The following is a 21,960-nucleotide window of genomic DNA, read 5'->3' on the forward strand; positions in this document are numbered from 1 at the left end:
CGAAATATTATGCTGTGGATTTCGCCGTCTAAATTTAACATATTTTATAGGTGATAAACGACAAACAATACTGCAAAACAATTGTTTAACTTGGTAAACGTAAGAAATAAGCCTATGAAAGCTTCAAGCATTTTATTTTTCCTGACGATGATAAGTTTCGTCACATTCGGACAAACAGACAAGAGCAAAAGACCCAGTCCACCAGATAGCGTAAAGGTCAAAACTACGGATGGCGTGACTATAGCCATTCATTACAGTAAGCCTTCGTTGAAGGGCCGGCAATTGGGAGTAGACATCGCTCCAGTGGGCAAAGTATGGCGTATGGGAGCCAACGAAGCAACGACTTTTGCAGTGGATAAAAACGTAACTATCGACGGGAAAGCCTTGCCTGCGGGAAAATATAGTTTATACAGTATCCCGGGCGAACAGCAGTCTACTATCATTTTCAACAAAACATGGAATCAATGGGGCACGAAGTACGATGAAAGTCAAGATGCTCTGCGTGTCGAGGTAAGCAGTGTGCAAAGCGCCACCAATCAAGAACAATTTACCATACAAGTAGCACCTTCCGGTACGGTAACATCCAGTTGGGGAACATATACAGTTCCGTTTAGCGTAAAGGCTGCAAAATAAGCCCAAGCTGGCAACTGCTAAAAAAACGTTGTCTCAAAGCGAGATGTTAGCGTTATGAAGAAAGAGAAACGACGACGAAGCAATCTGCACGTTTACAAACGTAAGATTGCTTCGTCTTGTCATCCTCTGTTGCGACTATTTTTTTCAGGCTATTAACCTTACAGACGCGCCTTTTATATTGGGTATAACCCGCTTAATTTTTGTTTTTCAGATACTTTTCCAAAAACTGATCTTGCTCCCAAAGCGTGTGCAGGATATTTTCCTCCGAAGCATAGCCATGCGCCTCGAATGGAAGCAGCACCATCCTTACAGGGGCACCCAGATTTTTCAACGCTTGGAAGTATCGTTCCGTTTGTAAAGTAAACGTTCCTGGATTATTATCTGCTGCACCATGAATCAGTAACATCGGAGTTTTCATTTTATCGGCATTCATGAAGGGCGACATCGTGTTATATATCGCGGGCACATCCCAATAATTACGTTGCTCTCGTTGGAAACCAAATGGAGTTAACGTTCTATTGTAGGCGCCAGAACGCGCAATACCTACCGCAAATAGCTTGGAATGCGTCAGTAAGTTTGCCGTCATAAAAGCGCCATAAGAGTGCCCCCCTACGCCAACTTTTGTCCGATCTATGTAACCCAATTTATCCACAGCGTCAATAGCTGCTTCACCATTCGCTACGAGTTGCTCGATGAACGTATCGTTCGGCTCTGTTTCTCCTTCACCAATAATTGGGAATGCTGCATCATCCAGTACGGCATATCCTTTGGTCACCCAATATACAAAAGAACCGTACGATGGATAGGTAAACTCATAAGGACTTGCCGTGTTTTGACCTGCGGTTGCTTTATCCTTGTATTCGGTAGGATAGGCCCAAATTAATAAAGGAAGCTTTTCCTTTTTGTTCATATCGTAGCCGGCAGGAAGATAAAGCGTACCCGATAAATCTACACCGTCTTTGCGTTTGTAATGAATAACTTCCTTATGAACACCTGTCAACGCTTTAAACGGATTTTCAAGTTGCGTAAGTGCTTGCGTCTTCCCCGTTTTCATATTTTTAACGTAATAGTTTGGATATTCCGTTGGCGATTGAATCGACACCAAGATTTCGCTTTTTTTCAAGTCGATGATACGCGAGATATCCTCTTTTTTTCCTTTTACATTAGAGCTGTACAGTCGTTTTTTCTTCAATGTGTTGAAATCGAGCTCATCAACAAATGGAAACTGTCCGTCTTTTGTGAAACCATCACCGATCCAATAACTTCTTCCGTTATCCACCAGCATCACATAAGCGCCAAATTCATTTTTTACGGTATGCACATTGCCCGGAGCGCTGTACACATCCTGTGAATTGCGTTCGGAGATCACTTTTGAACTTTTCGTAGTGGGATTCAACAAGAAAATTTTCTCATTCCGCGTATCATACCACTGCGTATAAACTAACGCGTGCTCCTTATCGCCCCATAGCGCGCCGGCATATCGATCGGCAACTTTCATCAGCGAGGTTGCAGCCTGATCAAAAGGAGCATCCCAAGAGAAAAGTTCATCGCGCCATTCCACCTTTTTCGTAGCGTCGCCACCGTCCAAAGCCTCGACATACACCAAAGTAGCTGGCTTATCGGTACGCCAAGATAGATTGCGCTTGCCTGTACGGGTGGATGAAAAGCCTTTCGGCAACACCTCGATCAAAGGCGATTCATTGACCACCTTTACCTTACTTTTTGTTGCCAGATCAAAAACAGCTGTCTCTTGCGGGAAGTTGTAATACGGAACAACGTATGAAAAAGGACGCTTCACCATAGCGAGCAAAACATACTTGCCATCTGGAGAGAACGAACGTTGGCTATACATCGCTGCATCGAACATTTTCGTTTGCTGCCCCTGCAAGTTGACGGTATAAAGCTCCGAGGTCGACAATGTTTCGAAATTCGTTTCATCTTGTGGGTTTTTCAAGAGGTCTTGATACGTCCGCAACTGCGATATTTGACCATCGCTGGTCGATACAGTGGGTCCTTTAGGCAGATCCTTGCTGCTGTCTATCCAAGCAGCACGATTTGCCGGTAGCTTGGAAACTAACATCTGCGAGCCATCTCTATACCACTGAATGGGGTTTCCCATACTGGCATTTAAATCCGCTTCTGTTAGTTTTTTTGCCGTAGCTGTGGCAATATCTACAAGCCAAAGCTCTAGACCGGCCCCTGTGCTATTGGTAAATGCTAAGTTCTTCGAGTTGGGCGAGAAGCTGACGTTGGCAATGCGGGCATCGCTGGGTAGCCCTTTGACTTGTGTTTCTTCAGACGCACCAAATTTCTTGATTTTTAGATTGTTCACGTAGTTGGTTGCACTACTCATGTTGGTCGCAGGATTGACGCGCAAGCCACCCAACCGCACTTCCGGTTGGTTTAAATCATCTAAGCTCTTGTACGTAGAACGGTAAGATAGCAAAATCCAGTTTTCATCCGGACTAATGCTTACGGACGGGGGACGTTGATAATCGGCAAGTTGCAGAATTTCTGACGTAGGCTTTTGATACGTTATGTTTTCTTGTGCAAAGGCTGTAGCCCCCCACAACAGAAACATAACACTAAAAAATGGTTTCATATATAGCTGTTTTGTTGTTTAATTGTCATCTGCCAACTCGTGGATCTAGATTGTATTATTCATATTTTGGTCGAAGATCGTGGATCCTCCATATGTTAATTAGATGCTACGAATCTAAACATTTTTTTGGGCCTTGCAGCGATTACAATAAGAATGTTGCAGTTCTTAACCACGAATAAGTGGAGGGTTGAAATAGGCCCTTCAAATACCGTTCAAATAGTTTTGGATTCCGTAAAATATTACGCATTTTTTACGAAGGATTTTTATCAAGAAATTTGATTTTAAAGTTTTCAACATTCCTATCACACACTGTCTACCAGTATTTTATAATAAAAAACGATCAGATAGGGCGCTTTATGGGCTCGCGTCGGTTCGCATGTGGAAAAGTATCATTAACTGCCGCAGATAAAATAGTGGATATTTGTTTCACTCAAAAAGTAAGTCTGCCTTTTGAGACTCGTGTTCTAAACTTCTAGGGTGTCTAGGCATCCGGCACATAAACTTAACAACATCATGGCAAGAATCATTAAATTTGAAAAAAATGACTGTGCACCATGCGCACAGGTGTCAGCATACCTCGATAATAAGGGTATAACATACGAAACGATTAATCCTTTTGATCAGCCTGACTTAGCGGCAAAATTTCGCATCCGCACCGTACCAACGGTTCTTGTTTTAAACAATGAGGAAGTTCAACAACGCATTATAGGATTTAAGCCAGAAGAGTTGGCTTTAATCGCCTTGTAAATTTACGACGAGTTGATCCGAAAATGAAAATCTAGCGCGCTATGGTTCATCTGTATTACGATTCGAAAACCGGAAATGTTCAACGCTTTATCAATAAGGTCATTCAAATTACGGGTTGGGACGCCCATAAAATTGAAGACAATCTAGCAATAGAAAATGCCGGACATCTGATAACGTTTACGACAAAAATGGGCGCTGTGCCGGATAAGACACAGCGGTTTATGGATAACTATGCCAGCAAAATCTATTCGGTAACATCGAGCGGAAACCGAAATTGGGGTAAAAATTTCGGACTAGCCGCTAATAAGATATCAGAAGGTTACGATATCCCATTGGCCATGAAGTTTGAGCTTTCCGGAACAATGGAGGATATCAACCAATTTATTGACATTATTAAACACCAATACAATGATAGCAAACGAGGTAGCAAAAAATTGGATATTGCTTAACAATGAAATCATGATTAAGCATGATGACGAGTACAGCTTACACAAAGATAAGGAAGCTGTACGCGCCTATTTCCTAGAATACGTCAACAAAAACACAGTTTTCTTTTACACCCTGAAAGAGAAAATCGACTATTTGATAGAAAACGACTACTATATCAATTTCTACGAGTCATTTACATTCGAAGAAATTGAAAAGGTGTTTAATTTCGTGCACGCGAAAAAGTTCCGTTTCCAGTCATTCATGGCTGCGTTCAAATTTTTCCAAAGCTATGCCTTACGGGATGATTCTGGGGAAAAATTCCTGGAGCGCTACGAAGACCGCGTAGTGGCTGTGGCTCTTTTCCTAGCGCGCAAAGAAGGTGTACAAAAAGCTATCGAGTATGCCGAAATCATGATCAATCAAGAATATCAACCTGCTACCCCGACGTTCTTGAATGCTGGTAAAAAGCGCTCCGGCGAGCTTGTCTCCTGTTTCTTGGATGAGATCGGCGACAATCTGAATGGTATTGGCTATGCTGTTGATTCGGCCATGAAGCTTTCCTCTATTGGTGGCGGTGTTTCATTTAATATTTCTAAAATCCGTGCCCGTGGCGAAGCCATCAAAGGTGTAGAAGGCCGCGCCGGTGGCGTACTTCCGATCATGAAAATTATGGAAGATACGTTTTCATACGCCAACCAACTTGGCCAACGCCCAGGTGCTGGCGCAGTGTATCTTAATATCTTCCACTCCGATATTGAAGAGTTTTTAGATTGTAAGAAAATCAATGTGGATGAGAAAGTGCGTATCAAATCCCTTTCTATCGGTATCATCGTTCCGGATAAGTTTATGGAGCTCGCGGAGAAAGATGAAGCCTGCTACCTCATTTACCCACACACCGTGATGCAGGAATATGGTCAATATCTAGACGAGCTGGATATGGATAAGATGTATGACGAGTTGATCACCAACCCTAACGTTAAAAAGAAAAAGGTAAACGCACGTCATCTTTTGGTGCGCATCGCGCAAACGCAAAAAGAGTCTGGCTACCCATATATATTCTTCAAAGAAAATACAAACAAAGCACATGCATTAAATGGCTTGGGTAGCGTGAAGTTTTCGAACTTATGTACAGAGATTATGCAGGTGTCTGAAGTTTCTGATATCAATATCTACGGACAAGAAGATACGATCCGCTATGGCATTTCCTGTAACCTTGGTTCGCTGAACATCGCCACCGTTATGGATAATAAACGTATCAAAGAAACGGTGAAGACAGCCATGCGTGCACTGACCGTGGTGACCGATGTAACCAATATCGACATGGTGCCATCCATCGCCAAAGCAAACCGCGAACTGCATTCCGTAGGTTTAGGTGCGATGAACTTGCACGGCTTCCTAGCGAAAAGCTTCATCATGTATGAATCTACCGAAGCGTTAGATTTCGCCAATACGTTCTTCATGATGATGAACTACTACTCGTTAGAAGCATCGATGGAAATAGCGAAGGAACGCGGCGCTACGTTTACAGGCTTCGAAAAATCAGCCTATGCAGACGGCACATACTTTGACCGCTATACGGAGCGCGAATACCAACCAACTACCGATAAGGTGAAAGAATTGTTTGAAGGCATTCATGTACCCACAAGTCAAGATTGGGCAAACTTAAAAGCACAGGTGAAAGAGCACGGTATCTACCATGCTTACCGTATGGCCATCGCACCAAACCAATCCACTTCCTATATCATGAACGCAACCGCATCGGTTATGCCCGTAGTGGATATTATCGAAGTGCGTGAATACGGTGACAGTACAACATACTACCCAATGCCGTATTTAACAAACGACAACTACTTCTACTTCAAATCGGCGTATGACATGGATCAGTACAAAGTGCTTAAACTGATCTCGGTGATACAACGCCATATTGATCAAGGGGTATCGACCATCTTGCACACCAATTCGAAAGATTCGACGCGCGATTTGGCCAAGTATTATATCTATGCTCATAAAATAGGCTTGAAATCACTGTACTATACGCGTACACGCAAATCTACCGTAGAAGAGTGTATTTCATGTTCGGCATAACACGAAGCGATTTAACGAAAGAATAAACAAACAAGTCAAGCACAATCGTTACGAAGGTAACACATAGGTGAAGGAGAAACTGATAACACCACTTATCTACGTTTCTCCTTCCGTTTCTTCGCTCAAAACGGGCATTGTGCGACTCCAAAAAATAAATAAGCATGAGCAAACAATTTACCGCCGTAAACTGGAATACACCAGACAACGATTACGTCTTGATGTTTTGGGAACAAAATATCAAACAATTTTGGATTGACACCGAGTATATTCCCTCTAAAGATATCGATAGCTGGAAGGGATTAAGTTGGGATATGAAAGAATGCTATAAAAAGGCATTAGGTGGTTTAACGCTATTGGATACGCTGCAAAGCCATACGGGTATGCCGAAAATCATCGACCATATCAGCTCGTTACAGAATAAAGCCGTACTATCTTATATGTGTATGATGGAAGCCATCCACGCTAAATCATACTCGACTATTTTCACGACGGTATCAACCACAAACGAAATCAATGACGTGTTTGGCTGGGTACAAGAAAACAAATTCTTGCAATATAAAGCCTCTACGATTGACAAATACTACCGCGCGATCGATAAAGAGAACGTAAGCGATGAAGAGCTATTTATGGCTTTAGCGGGATCAGTGTTGTTAGAGTCCTTCTTGTTCTACTCCGGCTTCTTTTTACCATTATGGCTATGCGGTCAGGGACAAATGGTTGCATCCGCAGACATCATTAAAAAGATTGTTGCCGATGAGTCTATCCACGGCGTATTCGTAGGTCTGATTGCACAAGAGGTGTACAGCCGTCTTCCTAACAAAGAAGAGGTGAAAGCACGTTTCTTAACGTTATTGAATGACTTGTATGAAAACGAACTAAAATATACAGAAGAGTTGTATACCGTTGTGGGTTTAACAGCTGAAGTAAAAGAGTATGTGCGTTACAATGGTAATAAAGCACTCATGAACTTAGGCTTCGACCCTATCTTCGAAGTGAAACAGGTCAACCCAATCGTATTAAACGGTCTGAATACCGAAACCACACAGCACGACTTCTTCTCCAAGAAATCAACAAACTACGAAAAGGCCATGGAGATTGTACACTTGCGTGATGATGATTTCAAAATGGAAGTGGCTATTGAAATTTAAAAGATAAATCCACTATGGATATTAAAAAGAGGCTGTCTCCAATTTCACGAGACAGCCTCTTTTTTTGGCTACATTGCCGATCGATAAAAAACAATCTGCATTTTCAAAAGCGTTAGCATGCTTTATCGTCTATCCTCCTTCTCCCAAAAACGTTGACGTATCGCTTTCAAGACAGCTGAGTTGATCTACGATGACGCGGCCAACAACCGAATGCAGTACTTAATACCAAAAGATGCGTCATCGAAGTAGGACGAAGCAATCTGCATTTCCAAAAACGCAAGATTGCTTCGTCTTCCTTTCGAAACTAGTTTTCAGACCTACTAGTTCGTTTGATATTCTGGATTCTGAACGAGATTAGGGTTACGTTGCAACTCATCCAAAGAGATCGGGTATACTAAATCCGACTGCTTAAAGATCGCACCAGATCCGTTCGATGCTCCCACCAGGGGCTGGAAGGTAATCTGACCTTTAACTTCAGTAGAAATATTCGGAAACATCCCCGTACGCAGACAGTCGTCCCACATTTTGAACTCCAACGGCAGTTCGCGTAGGCGCTCTTTCCATACCTCTTCTACAAACTGCTGTACCGATAGCCCCTGTAATTCGCTGGTAATAGCAGCGACTGTCCTGCCCGTTGTACTGGCGCGTGCTCGCACTTCTGCAAGATGTATAGCCGCATTAGCAACACCCGTAGTCCGTGCTTTCACTTCAGCAGCAATCAATAACGCCTCCGCATAGCGGTAAATGTTTCTATCCTTGGTAGAACGACCTGTATTGAGTAGTGCATCCTCATCGACAAAAAACCACACGCCAGCCGTGCCACCGCCATCCCAAGTTTTACCATTATTGGGGTTGGTGTAGGTCCAATGGTAAAACTGCCTTGGTTGAAACCGCAAATCATCAGACTCATATACATTTAAGAATCGATTGGTAGGGCCGTAAGTCCGTTCAAAGAGCGTATATTTTTCAAATATTTCGCTAGCCGAGGACGTAAAACCGTAGGCTGGCCATGCGCCGCCTTCATTGATGATCGCATCAAATTCAAACGAGTAAATAGTTTCTGCTAAATCATCGGATGTACGAAGCTTATTATACGCGCTATTGGCCTCAAGATCGCCATTAGGCTCTAAGGTATGTCCAGACTGTAGAACAATGTCAATGTATTTTTCCGCTTCCACATAGTTGTTGCGCTGCAAATACACATTAGCCAAGGCCATCGCGGCAACATTCCTATTCACCCGCCGTCCGCTGCTGTTAAATGTGCCCGCTGGTAATACATCCACCGCAGCAATCAGGTCTGATTCAATGACGGCATAGACAGAATCCACAGAACTACGGCTCAATAGAAAGTCTCGATCCAATCCATCATACGGTTCTGTTGATAAGGGCACGGGCCCAAACATCTTCACCAAAAAGAAATAGTTGAAAGCGCGAAAAAACCGCGCTTCGGCTACAAACCTATTTTTCGTCTCTTCGGACATCTCGATATTCGGAATATTTTTGATCGCACCGTTTGCAATATTAATGGCTAAATAGAGCCTTTCCCAAATACCGTTGATTCTGTTTGACACCACTCGAGTGTTTTGCTGCCTAGTCAGTAAGCGCGAATACTGGTTTATAAGTTCCTGTCCTTCATAACTGTTGGTGAAATATCCGGTCAGCATAACCGGAATCGAAGCAAAAGGCGCCTGATAAGCTCCATTAGCCTCTCCATACAAAGTAGGTGCGCCTCGTCGATAAAGACTGTTCACATTCTCTTGAGCTTGGTCGGCTGTCTGGTAATAACTATCTCCTCCGACTTCTGTTCTGGGATTTTCGTCCAAAAAATCCTTACAGGAATTCATAGACAGCAACGCTGTACCACAAAGTCCAAGTATTATATATTTAAGTTTCATTGTTATCTATGTTATGTAGTGAAATTACAAACTAAGGTTCAATCCAAACGTAAACGTTTTTGCTCTTGGGTAAGAGAAAAAGGTTACGTTCTGGCCAAATTTGTTATCATCCCCGGTTGATGTGCTTTCTGGATCATAGCCTTTAAAATCTTTCGACGTGATTACCCAAGGATTGTTTGCGCTTGCGTAAACTCTTAAAGAAGAAAGACCTAAACGTTGTGCCCAACTTGAATCAAAGGTATAACCCAATTGTATTAAGTTAAAACGCAAGAATGATCCGTCAACAATCCAGGATGAATCCACACGGGTATCTTGACCAGCGTGCCCATTATTAGTCAGATAAATCGCCTGCTGCATGGTATTTGGGTTGGAACCGTTGTATGCATCCGTTAAGATATCACGCAAACCGTTCGTTATACCAAAGCGGTCATAGGTCGAGTGAAAGAATTGTTGCAACGTTTCAACCCCGTACACCACTTGCATATCCACCGTCATGTCGAAACCTTTGTAAGCAAAGGTATTGATAAAACTTCCAGACCAATCTGGAATACCCTTACCTAAAATTTCCTGATTTGCCGAACGGTTTGGCCTACCGATTTGGTCTCTTGTAATTAAGCCATTATCAAAATCTTCCACCGTGAAAATCCCATCCCGGCGGTAGCCATAAAAGCTATTTAAGTTTTCCCCAACCCGAATGATACTATTAGGCGCGCCAACAAAGTCATTTAATAGAATATCGGCGTTGTCGTCCCCTAAACGAATCACCTCGTTTTTGTTGTAATTCATATTTAGGGTAGAGGTCCATTGGAAATTATCATTTCGTATAGGGTTACCGCTAATCATGATATCCAAACCTTTATTGTTTACCGCACCTATGTTCCGCATCACAAACTGAAAACCGGATGAGTGAGGCAGCGGATCCTCGAGCAATAGATCTGTCGTTCTCCGGTTGTAATAAGAGATGTCAAAGTTTAAACGGTTTTGAAACAAGCCCAATTCAAAGCCAGCATCGATCGTAGCCGTTTTCTCCCAGCGAAGATCTGGATTCGGTAAAAATTGTAAGTAAGAATACGGGACACGGGTATTATTTAATAGCTGTGTGCCATTTAATGCCCGCGCGATGGCTTGGTAGGGGCTAATCTCGGAGTTACCGGTAATACCAAAGCTGCTGCGTAATTTTAAATTACTTAACCACGATACGTCTTCCAAAAATGACTCTTTGGAGGCAATCCAGGCTAGACCCGCAGATGGGAAAAACGCAAATTTATTATTCGCACCAAATCTGGACGATCCATCATAACGCCCCGTCACCGTAGCAGTATATTTATCATTCAACGTATAAGATGCCCGCATAAAGTACGAGTTCATTGCCCAACGATCATATGCCGATTCCGGAGCCTGTGGTATAGAACCGGCAGCCATATTGTTCCACTTAAAGAAATCACTGGTAAAGCCCTCGGCACGGTTGAAACTGAAATCGCGCGTGCGCTCTTGCCAAGATAAACCTGCCATGGCGTTGATACGATGGTTGCCGAAATCTTTATTGTATGTCAGGTAAGTTTCCTGTTGCCAGTAAAAGGTATCTTCGTTTTCGATCTCTGCCCAGCCATTCGGACGTGAGATATTATGCAGTAATATGGAAGAATAGCCACGGTACTGTCTTCGTTGCTTATCCACGCCATATTGCGTTTTCAGATCAAGCCCCTCTGCCAAGTGAAAAGTCAAAGCCGCATTACCAAAAATCTGCGTGTTTGCACGTTGTCTTTCTTGAAGATCCAAAATAGCAACTGGATTCGACATCCCCTCAAAACCCAAAACACCATTCACGGTCGATGATCCCGCAAAGGAATAAGCGCCACTCCCCGGTTCGTAAACTGGCAGCCAAGGGAGCATCTCAATCATCGTACGACGTGCTTCCTGCCCGCCACCGTCTTCCGGAGTAAACCTACCCCAAGTGTGGTTAGCCGTCAAATTAATGCTTGTGGAAAGCCATTCTTTCACTTTCGTATCATAGGCTAGCTTACCGTTTAAACGCTTATTAAACGTATTGTTTACAATACCTTGTTGGTCCGTATAGTTGATGAACGCGCCCATAGAGGAGTTTTCATCGCCCTGTTGTATATTCAACTGATGGTTTTGCGAGACAGCGGTGCGCGTCGCTTCACGCTGCCAATCGGTATTAAATAACGGGTTGCCGTTTTGATCAAAATAATTGGGGTCATTAAACCAATCCCTTCTGTCCAAAGACCATGGCTGCCAATTTGGATTACGCGCTTCTAAAAACTCAGCTTGCCATTTGTTTTCATTTTCCAAACCAATCATAAAGGCATCAACCCATTCGTTGGCATCCAAAAGATCCATGTAGCGCTGTGGCGAGCTCACACTGGTCGATCCCTGATAACTCAAATTGCGGCGGCCGTCTTTAGAACCACGCTTTGTCGTCACCAAGATGACGCCATTGGCACCGCGCGCACCATAGATCGCGGCCGAGGATGCATCTTTCAACACCTCCATCCGTTCGATATCGTTCGGATTCAACAAGTGAAAATTCTCCATTACTACGCCATCCACGACATATAGCGGGTTAGAAGCGGAATTAATCGTTGCTGTACCGCGGATAACTACCCGGTTAGCGTAGGCACCAGGCTGGCTGGAGTTCGAATACACGTTTACCCCCGCAGCTTGTCCGCGCAAATTGTCCAACGCACTAAAGCTCTGGTTCTTGATCATGTCCTGTCCTTTCACCATCGAAATGGAACCGGTTACATCCGATTTGCGCATCGTACCGTAACCTACCACAACGACCTCATCCAACGACTCACCATCAGCCGTCAGCGGAAAATCTACGTTCGCCGTGCCTACGGGCAATTCCAACGATTTATAGCCCAAAAAGCTACTCACCAAAATTTGTCCAGCAGACGCTTGGATGCTGTAAGTACCGTCTTCTGCAGTTTGTGTTGCCGTGGTGGTACCGCGAACCGTAATGGTAGCCCCAGCAATCGGCTCACCCGTCGCGGCGTCAGTTACGCGTCCGGAAACCGTCTGTTGTTTCGAGAAAACTGTAGAGGGGGGCGTGTTGTGCAAAATTCCGTTGGCATAGGTATGACCATAGCTGGTCGCCAACACGGCTAAGGAGAACGCGCAGAGTGCCCCCTTTGATGCCTTTAGTTTGTCAATGTTCCACATAAATCTAATGTTTGTAAAATGTAGTTTAGCCTTCCGATTTACCAATTGGTGTTGATCCAGAAAATCTTCCTGGGAAAAGGAAAATATCCAGACAAACGGGTTTAAATTAGTATAACGTTAACACTAATTAACACATTAATTTTGAACAATGAAACTTTATCCTTCGTTTTTTTTAAAACTTTAAACCTTTTAGTCGTTGTGCTAAAACGATATTAGCAACTTGAAATCGATGAACACACGCAAGTAAATACTCATTTTACGGTATAAATATTTCAAACCAAATAAGGTAATTCAGGGGGCGTGCTAAAATAAAAAAGTTGCATGAACGCAACGTTGTTCATGCAACTTTTAACAAGATAGGGATGAAATAGAGCTAGATATTTCCCTTTTTCATTTCTTTTACGGCATAGTCTACCGACCGTGCAGAAAAAGCCATATAGGTAAGCGATGGGTTTTGCGTTGACGTCGATGTCATACTGGCCCCGTCGGTGACAAAAACATTGGGAACGGCATGTATTTGATTCCATCCGTTCAGTACCGAAGTCTTCGGATCGGCCCCCATACGCGCACCGCCCATTTCGTGGATGTCAAGCCCTGGCGGCTGCCAGCGGTCATCACGACGTACATTGCTGAAGCCTGCTTCTACAAACATCTCTTCCAAGGTATCAAGATAGTCCTTTTTCATTTTGGCGTCATTCTCATCGTAATCAATCGAGATTTTTAACAACGGAATACCCCATTGATCTTTTTGTTTCTCATCTAGCGCAACATAATTAGACGCTTTCGGAATGGTTTCACCCATCATATGGGAGCCAACCGTCCAATTACCCAACGCAGGGTTTAATAGCGAACTTTTGAGATCTTCACCCAAACCCGATCGATCAGACTTGGCCGATCGGTATGCGCCAAAGCCTGCGGCATACCCTCGAAGATAATCAGTCTCCTGTTTATGCAAATTTCGGAAGCGCGGTATATAGCCGCCACCCGCCGGATTACGCCCTTCCGTTTTAAAATCTAAAAGCCCTTCATACTCGCCATAAATGCGGGCGCTGTAATTATGAAACGCAACGTATTTTCCCAAGGTCCCACTGTCGTTCCCGAGACCATCTGGAAACCTATCAGACTTCGAGTTTAATAAAATCAAATTGGTATTGATCGCGGCAGCATTCACAAAAATAAGCTTCGTGTAAAAATCCATTTCCTCGTTGGTATTCCGGTCAATCACTTTCACGCCTACCGCCCGGCCTTTTTTATCATCATAAAGGATGGAATGCACGACCGAGTCAGGACGTAGCGTCATATTTCCGGTTTTTGCTGCCCAGGGTAATGTCGACGCATTGGAACTAAAATAGCCTCCAAACGGGCAGCCACGCTGACACAGCGTCCGGTTTTGGCACTGCGTTCTTCCTTGTTGTATATGGATAGGCTGTGGCTTAGATATATGCGCACACCGTGCAGATATAACCTTCCGCTGCGGATATTTTGCCTCCACTTTTTGCTTGAAATACTTTTCGACCACATTAAGCGGGTAGCCCGGAAGAAACTCGCCATCAGGAAGCTCGGGAAGGCCGTCCCGATCACCGGATATGCCGGCGAAACGCTCCACATAGTCATACCAAGGCTTTAGGTCCGCGTAGCGAATGGGCCAGTCCACAGCAAAGCCATCACGCGCAGGTCCCTCGAAATCAAAATCTGACCAACGCTGGGTTTGCCGCGCCCACAGTAGGGACTTGCCCCCCACTTGGTAACCACGAATCCAGTCAAAAGGCTTCTCCTGTACATACGGATGCTCGTTGTCCTTTACAAAAAAATGAGCCGCATCTTCGTGGAACGCATAGCAACGACTCACAATGGGATTTTCCTGCTGCACGCTGTACGGCATCTCGCCCCGGTGTTCAAATTCCCAAGGATACATATTTGTTGTCGGGTAATCTTTCACATGCTGCACATCCCGACCGCGCTCAAGCACGAGCGTCTTTAATCCACGTTCCGACAATTCTTTCGCCGACCATCCGCCGCTGATCCCTGAACCGATAACGATCGCGTCGTAGGTTCTATCTTTCTCCGAGTCTATATTTAAATTCGCCATCCTTAACCGTTCACCTTTACAGCTCCATTGTATCGACCAGGAACCAACTCATAAATAATCTTGTTCTTCATTACATATTCCGAATTCAGGAAGCCCTGAATCGTCCGCTGTTTGAGAATTTTCGCAAAGGCATCCTCATCGCCTAACTGCTGTAAATACGACTGCACATCGATAGTCCCCTTCCCTTTCAAGCTTTTGGCGTCTTTTAACCCCGCCAGAAACAGCTCCTGCTCTTCCGGACTATGACAGTCATCTACCATTTTCATCACAAATAAATGAAGCTTAAGCTCTTTGCCACCTGGCGTATCTGTCTTCGGAATAATCCCTTCCACGATATCCGCAAGCAGAGCCTCATCAGATGCCGACATCTTAATGCTATTCAGTTCGATAGATGCTGCACTCCCGTCACCAGAACACGACGTGGCAATCATCATCCCGCCTGCCAAAACAAACATTTGCCTGATGGCTGATCTTCTATCCATACCTTGCTGTAATTAAAAGCTTAAATTTAGAAATAATTAATCGTTCCTAAAGCGCATGTATCCGTTTTTTATACCGATAGATTTCTTCTATGTCTCTTATCTGAAGGTGCAGTTGCATTGGACAATAGCGAAACACGACAGGTATCGCTGATTACAGCACAAACATTTCAACCAATACTTCACTAACTTCCACCTGTGTCGACGAATCTATAACCGCCATCTTTTTGAGAAGCCTTTTTTGGTCAACCGCTCTGATCTGATCCAAACACACCTGAGAAAGCTTACCTGCTACCGTGCAGTTGATCCGTGAAGGATACTTACGGATGGTGGTCGTTAGCGGTGCGATAATAGCTGTATCCAGCGTCTTATTAAGCACATCGGGACTCACAATGACGCAGGGTCGAATCTTGTTAATTTCCGTACCTACCGTTGGATTCAAATCTACCCAGTAAACATCGAACCGCATCACTCCCACGTCCATTCCTCCTGATCAAACTTATTCTCTAACTCTTCCGGAAAGAATCGCTCCTCTTCCTCCTTTGCTTGCATAATCATCTCAGCCCAACCTTCGCGCGGTAATCTTGCTTTCTCAATGACGATTTTCCCTTGCTGACTGCTGATCACAACGCGATCCGACTCTTTAAGCTCTGTGGCCATGAGAACTGATCTAGATAGCACCACGCCGAGAGAATTTCCTATCTTCCTGATCTTGGTTTCCATATATTCATGTTATAACCAAAGTTAACACATTGTAGTAACATTTTCAAATATTTCGAAGGCTTTACCAATTAGCAAGTCCCATGTATCGACCTCAGAAACCCAACGTTTTTGAGGGTGATAAGCGTGCTAGACACACAAATCAAATCTGTTTTGAAAATCTATGATAGGTTGGGTCTTATCAAGAATAGCAAAAGGCAATTAGGTACAAAATGGTTCGTCATCCCAAAACAGTTACAACAAAATCTCCCGCACCGCGGCCAAGTTGTCTACCATACATTCAGCGGCCGATAACCGCTCGCGCTCGACCTGTTGGCGTGAGACAGCGATACAGCTTAATCCGGCGCCCTGAGCCGCTTTTAATCCGGTGGAGGTATCTTCAATCGCAACAATTTCGTCGGCAGGTAGCGCCATCGATTTTATCGCCAGGGCGTAGGGTTCTGGGTCTGGTTTGGGCTGCTCTACGCGCTCGCGCGTAATGAAAAACTCAAAAAAGCCCAACAAGCCATGATGCCCCAGAACCGTATCAACCGTCGTTTGATAACTGGAGGTGACTAGGGCTATCCGTTTACCGGCTTGCTGTAGATCTTCTAAAATTTCTTTCGCATGCGGCATCAGCCCTATCGTTCGCATATCAGCTCGGGCATAAGCCGCACGGGTTTCCTTCCACATAAACTCATCAGTCGTCTCGATACCCCACTTTTCCCGCAGGAAATGCACATTTCTAACCAGCGTGTGCCCAGCAAAAAATGTAAGCCAGTCCTCGAAATCGATCTTCAGGCCGAAGTTTTTCTGCAAGATTGGCTTCCAGTTGCTGTAGTAAAAGTGTTCTGAATCTATTAAGGTCCCGTCTAAATCAAAAAGCACGGCTTGCATATGTTTCATCGCATAAAAATAGGCGTTTTTAACCAAGAACATGGAGTTTACCTGTTTTCGCTATATCATTTTTACATCCTGCGGCAAAGGATTGCGCTATGTATTTACGTATAAGACGAAGGTCGATGTTTGTGAATAAGGCGTGGCAACCTTGCTGTCTAAGGAAATCCCCAACTTCCTGGCTACACACGCAACCTTCAGGATAAAGGATGCCTTTCAAAACAAAATACCCACACGAAGCATCGTGAGCATGATTTCTTCGCAATCGGTCCAGCACTAACTTTATAAACCGGCTACCTTGTAATTGCTTATACATTTTATTAAGTTTGTTTGATAGCGTATGGACGCGAGGTAGGGAGTAGTGATCGTTTTCAATAACGCTTTTTAGCAGCGGAAGATTGACAGACTCCCCCCGCCAGCCACGAGCAGCGCTATGGCAAAACAGATAATACCTATTCAAGCTTCGTTATTTTTCAGGCCGCGTAGCGCGCTGAATAAATCGGTAGCTTTATCAATTTAAAGAACAACTATTAGAATGAAAATAATTGCTGTAGGAAGAAATTATATCGATCACGCGAAAGAGCTGAACAACCCGGTACCGAGCACGCCGGTAATTTTTATGAAGCCAGACACCGCACTCTTAAAGGATAATAAAGATTTTTACTATCCCGAATTTTCGAAGGATGTGCATTACGAAGTCGAGCTTGTTATCCGCGTCTGTAACGAAGGGAAACATGTTTCGCCGAAATTTGCACATAAATATTATGATGCGATTGGTCTAGGCATTGATTTTACGGCACGTGACATTCAGGCGCAGCATAAAGAAAAAGGGCTTCCCTGGGAATTGGCAAAAGCATTTGATCACTCTGCCGTGATGAGCCCGCTAATTCCGAAGGAAGAGTTTTCCGACTTTAAAAACATTGCCTTCTCCATGCAAAAAAATGCAGAGGTAGTACAGTCTGGAAATAGCGGGGATATGATTTTCGACTTCGAAACGTTGATTGTGTTTATTTCGAAATACATCACGCTTCGGAAAGGCGACCTTATCTATACGGGAACCCCGGTTGGCGTAGGCCCCATCGCTATCGGTGATAAATTTGAAGGTTTTATTGGCGAGCGCCCAATGTTCAACTGCGCCATCAAGTAAGAATGTTTAACCTCGCATGTACATGATCAACAACCCAGGCTTACCTGTGAAAATAATCAAGAAATACGGCTTTTTAGTGGTCTGCGCGGCGCTGTCTTTCAGCGGTTCCCACGCACAGACCGATAACATAATCCGCTCCCGAGTATACCCCCAAGGCTATTTCAGAAATCCGCTGAATATTCCCATGGATGCTTCCGGAACATTCGGCGAACTTCGTTCCACACATTTCCATGCCGGCGACGACTACCGCACGCAGCAGCGAATAGGCCTTCCGCTACATGCTGCCGCTGAGGGCTTCGTATCGCGCGTGCGCGTTCAGATCGGCGGTGGCGGAAACTCGGTCTATATCGACCATCCCAATGGCTATACCACGGTATACCTGCATATGGATAGTTTCAACGATGCCCTTACCAACATTGTTCGGGCGGAACAATACAAGCAAAAACGCTTTGATGTGGATATTACGGTGGATCCGGCACTAGTACCCCTTAAAAAAGGACAAGTCATAGGCAATGCCGGCAACACCGGCGGCTCCGCAGGACCGCATCTGCATTTTGAAATTCGAGATACAAAATCACAGCACCCCCTCAATCCACAATTGTTCGGACTGCGGTTTAACGATCGCTTTAACCCAACGATCAATAGCGCGATGGTTTACGATTTAAACGATGGGATCTTCAACGAACGTACTGGTCGACGTCCTTTAAGCGTACGTGCGCTCTCGGCAGGTCGCTACGCCCTTTCTACATCCGCCCCACTTTCAGTAAGCGGCAAATTTGGATTGGGCATCAGTGCAGTAGACAGGCATCGGGCAGGGGGATTTCAAAATGGCGTGTATTCGATAGAGCTTTTCTTGGATGGAAAAGCAGTCTCCACCGTGTTGTTTGAAGAATTGGATTTTAACACGTCGCGAGGCATTCATGCCTATATTGATTATCCGCACTGGAGAAAGACTAAAGCCAAAGTGCAGAAAAGCTTTAAAGACCCCGGAAATCCGATCGAGATATTTAAAGGGCTAAAAAACAATGGCATTATTGAACTAAACGAGGATAAGGTCTATGATGTGAAATACGTGGTTAAAGATATACAGGGCAATTGCAGTGAGCTTAATTTCCAAGTGAAAAACGAAACAATGCTCAGCAACAGGGCTAATAAAAATTTGGGCGTAGCACTATTTCGCTATAATAAGGATAACCAGTATGAAACCGCCGATATGCAGATTCAAATGCCAACAGGCGTATTGTATGACGATCTTGATTTCGAGTATAAAACGTCGGCACAACCAGTTGGGGGCTATTCGTTAACGCACCAGGTGCACCACAGCCTCATTCCGCTATTCTCCAGCTACAATTTACGCATCAAACCTACAAACCTCCCCGCACACCTGCAAAGCAAGGCGCTTATTGCATCGGCGGAAAATGGCGCCGAAGGCGGTAAGTTTGAAAATGGATGGGTAACGGTCAACACCAGAAATTTCGGCAGCTTCTATGTGGCGGTGGATAGCATCGCGCCCACCATCGTTCCGCGAAATTTTAGCGATGGCAAAAATGTCGCGGCACAAGCGAAAATAGACTTTACCATTCGTGATAACTTCTCGGGTATACAATCATTTAACGGCTATATCGATGGAGAGTGGGTGCTGATGGAATACGATTCAAAAAACAGGCATCTGTGGCATCGGTTTGACCCTTCGCTAACCAAAGGAAGGCATACGTTCAAACTTATCGTTACGGACTGGAAAGACAACGAAAAGGTTTACGAAGCATCTTTTATTCGATAAACACGTCGTTTGATGCTTCCCCTCAGACAAACAAGAGCGGCTTAAAACGCCGAATTTAAAACTAAAAAACGTTACGTAAAATGGCAGAACTTACAGTGGGCGACAAAGCCCCAGCAATCAGCGCACAAAACCAATCGGGAGAAAGCATCAGCTTATCGTCTTTTTTAGGGAAAAAAGTCATTTTATATTTCTACCCAAAAGACAACACCCCGGGATGTACTACGGAAGCCTGCAACTTCAGAGACAACTATCAGGCTCTTTTGAAAGACGGCTTTGAAGTTATCGGGGTTAGCATAGACAGCGAGCAGTCGCATCAAAAATTCATCAGTAAATTTGAACTGCCTTTTCATCTTCTCGCTGATGAAGACCAAAAAATCGTAAACGACTATGGCGTGTGGGTGGAGAAAAATATGTATGGCAAAAAATACATGGGCACCGCGCGTACAACATTCATCATCGACGAAAAAGGAATTATCGAACACATTATCAAAAAAGTAGACAACAAAAATGCTACGCAACAGATTCGGGATCTGTATCAGGGATAACGATGTTGTGCTATGCTACTAAATACTACCCTGTAGCTACTTATATCTAATTAGTAATTTTTATATTTGCCTCTTATGAGCAAGCAAACAGACGATTTTTTTAAAAATATTATCTCTCACGCGAAAGAATATGGTTTTGTATTCCCTTCCAGTGAAATTTACGACGGCTTAAGCGCTGTTTACGATTACGGTCAGCTAGGTTCTGAACTGAAAAACAACTTGAAAACCTATTGGTGGAAATCCATGGTGCAGCTAAACGAAAATATCGTCGGTATCGATGCCGCGATATTTATGCATCCTACGACATGGAAAGCGTCCGGGCATGTGGATGGCTTCAACGATCCCATGATTGACAACAAGGACTCCAAAAAACGTTATCGTGCCGACCAGCTTATCGAAGATAAAATAGATCGTTACGAGAAAGATGGCAAAACGGACAAAGCAGCGCAACTGCAACAGGAATTGGATAATGCATTAAATGCAGACGATCTTGCTCGATTAAAGACCATTATTGAAGAACATAATATTGTGTGCCCTATTTCAGGCACCAAAAACTGGACGGATGTACGCCAGTTTAACTTAATGTTTGCTACGCAGATGGGCGCAATGGCTGATGGTGCTGAGCAGGTTTATCTAAGACCAGAGACGGCACAAGGTATATTTGTGAATTTCTTAAATGTACAAAAAACCGGCCGCATGAAAATTCCGTTTGGTATTGCTCAAATTGGTAAGGCTTTCCGGAATGAGGTTATCGCTCGCCAGTTTATCATGCGTATGCGCGAGTTTGAACAAATGGAAATGCAATTTTTTGTTCGTCCGGGTTCTGAATTGGAATGGTATGCAAAGTGGAAAGAAGCACGTCTGAAATGGCATTTGGCGCTAGGCTCAAATCCAGATAAATACCGATACCACGACCACGTAAAACTGGCACACTACGCCAATGCCGCTGTAGACATCGAGTATCAATTCCCGTTTGGATTTAAAGAAGTGGAAGGTATACATTCCCGCACAGACTTCGACTTAAAGCAACATCAAGAATTTTCGAAGAAAAAGATGCAATATTTTGATCCGGAGATCAACCAAAATTATATTCCTTACGTCATCGAGACATCCATTGGATTAGATCGTTTGTTCCTGACCGTTTTAGCAAATTCGTTGGAACAAGAAGATCTATCGACAGCGGAAAAACAAGACTCACGCGTCGTCCTGAAGTTTCACCCAGCTATCGCGCCAATAAAGGCGGCTATTTTACCGCTTACGAAAAAAGACGGCCTGCCGGAGAAAGCACGTGAGATCATGGCTAAACTGAAGTTTGATTTCAATGTCAACTATGATGAAAAGGACGCTATTGGGAAACGCTACCGCCGTCAAGACGCGATAGGAACTCCTTTTTGCGTTACCGTGGATTATCAAACGTTGGAAGACAACACGGTGACCATACGTCATCGCGATAGCATGGAACAGGAGCGTGTGCCTGCCACCGAACTAGCCAAGATTATTGGTGATTTGGTGAGCTGGAACAACCTACTTGAGAAACTCGTGTAACCAATCGTCAGCCCAATAAGCGACGAAGGCACGAAACAGACGGCCTGCAGCCTA

17 protein-coding genes are annotated in these 21,960 nt (G+C 44.2%); 9 read left to right on the top strand and 8 right to left on the bottom strand.

Annotated elements, in window-relative coordinates:
- Window positions 1-114: 114 nt before the first annotated feature.
- A complete protein-coding gene (locus tag B0I21_RS16980) occupies window positions 115-633 on the top strand; it encodes a DUF2911 domain-containing protein (RefSeq protein WP_133641674.1) in 519 nt (172 codons plus the stop codon).
- Between the two features lie 193 nt (window positions 634-826).
- Here B0I21_RS16980 and B0I21_RS16985 read toward each other — a convergent pair whose 3' ends face one another.
- Window positions 827-3,235 carry an alpha/beta hydrolase family protein gene (locus tag B0I21_RS16985; protein ID WP_133641675.1) on the bottom strand — a complete coding sequence of 803 codons (2,409 nt, stop codon included), beginning with the start codon at window positions 3,233-3,235 and terminating at the stop codon, window positions 827-829.
- 513 nt (window positions 3,236-3,748) lie between these two features.
- On the opposite strand from B0I21_RS16985, the gene B0I21_RS16990 reads away from it, so the two are divergent.
- From B0I21_RS16990 to nrdF, 4 genes are all read left to right on the top strand, one after another.
- The gene (locus tag B0I21_RS16990; RefSeq protein WP_133641676.1) at window positions 3,749-3,982 is read left to right on the top strand and encodes a thioredoxin family protein; all 234 of its coding nucleotides are present in this window, start codon (window positions 3,749-3,751) and stop codon (window positions 3,980-3,982) included.
- 41 nt (window positions 3,983-4,023) lie between these two features.
- Window positions 4,024-4,431 carry a class Ib ribonucleoside-diphosphate reductase assembly flavoprotein NrdI gene (nrdI, locus tag B0I21_RS16995; protein WP_133641677.1) on the top strand — a complete coding sequence of 136 codons (408 nt, stop codon included), beginning with the start codon at window positions 4,024-4,026 and terminating at the stop codon, window positions 4,429-4,431.
- A complete protein-coding gene (nrdE, locus tag B0I21_RS17000) occupies window positions 4,391-6,496 on the top strand; it encodes a class 1b ribonucleoside-diphosphate reductase subunit alpha (RefSeq protein ID WP_133641678.1) in 2,106 nt (701 codons plus the stop codon). The genes nrdI and nrdE overlap by 41 nt, the downstream gene beginning before the upstream one ends.
- A 161-nt stretch (window positions 6,497-6,657) precedes the next feature.
- Window positions 6,658-7,644, top strand: coding sequence for a class 1b ribonucleoside-diphosphate reductase subunit beta (nrdF, locus tag B0I21_RS17005; protein ID WP_133641679.1), 987 nt, complete (start codon window positions 6,658-6,660; stop codon window positions 7,642-7,644).
- 320 nt (window positions 7,645-7,964) lie between these two features.
- On the opposite strand, the gene B0I21_RS17010 is transcribed toward nrdF, so the two are convergent.
- The 7 genes from B0I21_RS17010 to B0I21_RS17040 form a co-directional block, all read right to left on the bottom strand.
- Entirely contained in the window at window positions 7,965-9,539 is a 1,575-nt protein-coding gene (locus B0I21_RS17010) for a RagB/SusD family nutrient uptake outer membrane protein (RefSeq protein WP_133641680.1), read from the bottom strand.
- A 24-nt stretch (window positions 9,540-9,563) separates the two neighbouring features.
- Entirely contained in the window at window positions 9,564-12,725 is a 3,162-nt protein-coding gene (locus B0I21_RS17015; RefSeq protein ID WP_133641681.1) for a SusC/RagA family TonB-linked outer membrane protein, read from the bottom strand.
- A 373-nt stretch (window positions 12,726-13,098) separates the two neighbouring features.
- Window positions 13,099-14,814 carry a GMC oxidoreductase gene (locus tag B0I21_RS17020; RefSeq protein WP_133641682.1) on the bottom strand — a complete coding sequence of 572 codons (1,716 nt, stop codon included), beginning with the start codon at window positions 14,812-14,814 and terminating at the stop codon, window positions 13,099-13,101.
- 2 nt (window positions 14,815-14,816) lie between these two features.
- Entirely contained in the window at window positions 14,817-15,296 is a 480-nt protein-coding gene (locus tag B0I21_RS17025) for a gluconate 2-dehydrogenase subunit 3 family protein (RefSeq protein WP_133641683.1), read from the bottom strand.
- A 151-nt stretch (window positions 15,297-15,447) separates the two neighbouring features.
- On the bottom strand, window positions 15,448-15,777 hold the full coding sequence (locus B0I21_RS17030) for a type II toxin-antitoxin system PemK/MazF family toxin (protein WP_133641684.1): 330 nt from the start codon (window positions 15,775-15,777) through the stop codon (window positions 15,448-15,450).
- Window positions 15,762-16,016 (bottom strand): AbrB/MazE/SpoVT family DNA-binding domain-containing protein, encoded by a 255-nt coding sequence (locus B0I21_RS17035; protein WP_133641685.1) that lies wholly within the window; start codon window positions 16,014-16,016, stop codon window positions 15,762-15,764. Before B0I21_RS17035 ends, B0I21_RS17030 begins: the two co-directional genes overlap by 16 nt.
- Window positions 16,017-16,247: 231 nt before the next feature.
- On the bottom strand, window positions 16,248-16,898 hold the full coding sequence (locus tag B0I21_RS17040; protein ID WP_208292377.1) for an HAD family hydrolase: 651 nt from the start codon (window positions 16,896-16,898) through the stop codon (window positions 16,248-16,250).
- A 526-nt stretch (window positions 16,899-17,424) separates the two neighbouring features.
- Between B0I21_RS17040 and B0I21_RS17045 the strand changes: the two genes are divergently transcribed.
- The 4 genes from B0I21_RS17045 (at window position 17,425) to B0I21_RS17060 (ending at window position 21,906) form a co-directional block, all read left to right on the top strand.
- The gene (locus B0I21_RS17045) at window positions 17,425-18,036 is read left to right on the top strand and encodes a fumarylacetoacetate hydrolase family protein (RefSeq protein WP_133641687.1); all 612 of its coding nucleotides are present in this window, start codon (window positions 17,425-17,427) and stop codon (window positions 18,034-18,036) included.
- Window positions 18,037-18,058: 22 nt separating this feature from the next.
- Window positions 18,059-19,816 (top strand): M23 family metallopeptidase, encoded by a 1,758-nt coding sequence (locus tag B0I21_RS17050; protein WP_166637888.1) that lies wholly within the window; start codon window positions 18,059-18,061, stop codon window positions 19,814-19,816.
- A gap of 80 nt (window positions 19,817-19,896) precedes the next feature.
- Window positions 19,897-20,361, top strand: a complete 465-nt coding sequence (gene bcp / locus B0I21_RS17055; protein WP_133641689.1) for a thioredoxin-dependent thiol peroxidase — start codon at window positions 19,897-19,899, stop codon at window positions 20,359-20,361.
- Window positions 20,362-20,436: 75 nt separating this feature from the next.
- Window positions 20,437-21,906 (top strand): glycine--tRNA ligase, encoded by a 1,470-nt coding sequence (locus B0I21_RS17060; RefSeq protein ID WP_133641690.1) that lies wholly within the window; start codon window positions 20,437-20,439, stop codon window positions 21,904-21,906.
- Window positions 21,907-21,960 lie beyond the last annotated feature (54 nt).

This window comes from Sphingobacterium paludis, from assembly GCF_004364125.1.
Classification (GTDB): domain Bacteria; phylum Bacteroidota; class Bacteroidia; order Sphingobacteriales; family Sphingobacteriaceae; genus Sphingobacterium; species Sphingobacterium paludis.

What these genes read in the sequence shown, in the direction of transcription:
- B0I21_RS16980 (WP_133641674.1), top strand. Translation starts at nt 115, where the DNA reads ATGAAAGCTTCAAGCATTTTATTTTTCCTGACGATGATAAGTTTCGTC.
- B0I21_RS16985 (WP_133641675.1), bottom strand. Translation starts at nt 3,235, where the DNA reads ATGAAACCATTTTTTAGTGTTATGTTTCTGTTGTGGGGGGCTACAGCC.
- B0I21_RS16990 (WP_133641676.1), top strand. Translation starts at nt 3,749, where the DNA reads ATGGCAAGAATCATTAAATTTGAAAAAAATGACTGTGCACCATGCGCA.
- nrdI (WP_133641677.1), top strand. Translation starts at nt 4,024, where the DNA reads ATGGTTCATCTGTATTACGATTCGAAAACCGGAAATGTTCAACGCTTT.
- nrdE (WP_133641678.1), top strand. Translation starts at nt 4,391, where the DNA reads ATGATAGCAAACGAGGTAGCAAAAAATTGGATATTGCTTAACAATGAA.
- nrdF (WP_133641679.1), top strand. Translation starts at nt 6,658, where the DNA reads ATGAGCAAACAATTTACCGCCGTAAACTGGAATACACCAGACAACGAT.
- B0I21_RS17010 (WP_133641680.1), bottom strand. Translation starts at nt 9,539, where the DNA reads ATGAAACTTAAATATATAATACTTGGACTTTGTGGTACAGCGTTGCTG.
- B0I21_RS17015 (WP_133641681.1), bottom strand. Translation starts at nt 12,725, where the DNA reads ATGTGGAACATTGACAAACTAAAGGCATCAAAGGGGGCACTCTGCGCG.
- B0I21_RS17020 (WP_133641682.1), bottom strand. Translation starts at nt 14,814, where the DNA reads ATGGCGAATTTAAATATAGACTCGGAGAAAGATAGAACCTACGACGCG.
- B0I21_RS17025 (WP_133641683.1), bottom strand. Translation starts at nt 15,296, where the DNA reads ATGGATAGAAGATCAGCCATCAGGCAAATGTTTGTTTTGGCAGGCGGG.
- B0I21_RS17030 (WP_133641684.1), bottom strand. Translation starts at nt 15,777, where the DNA reads ATGGACGTGGGAGTGATGCGGTTCGATGTTTACTGGGTAGATTTGAAT.
- B0I21_RS17035 (WP_133641685.1), bottom strand. Translation starts at nt 16,016, where the DNA reads ATGGAAACCAAGATCAGGAAGATAGGAAATTCTCTCGGCGTGGTGCTA.
- B0I21_RS17040 (WP_208292377.1), bottom strand. Translation starts at nt 16,898, where the DNA reads ATGAAACATATGCAAGCCGTGCTTTTTGATTTAGACGGGACCTTAATA.
- B0I21_RS17045 (WP_133641687.1), top strand. Translation starts at nt 17,425, where the DNA reads ATGAAAATAATTGCTGTAGGAAGAAATTATATCGATCACGCGAAAGAG.
- B0I21_RS17050 (WP_166637888.1), top strand. Translation starts at nt 18,059, where the DNA reads ATGATCAACAACCCAGGCTTACCTGTGAAAATAATCAAGAAATACGGC.
- bcp (WP_133641689.1), top strand. Translation starts at nt 19,897, where the DNA reads ATGGCAGAACTTACAGTGGGCGACAAAGCCCCAGCAATCAGCGCACAA.
- B0I21_RS17060 (WP_133641690.1), top strand. Translation starts at nt 20,437, where the DNA reads ATGAGCAAGCAAACAGACGATTTTTTTAAAAATATTATCTCTCACGCG.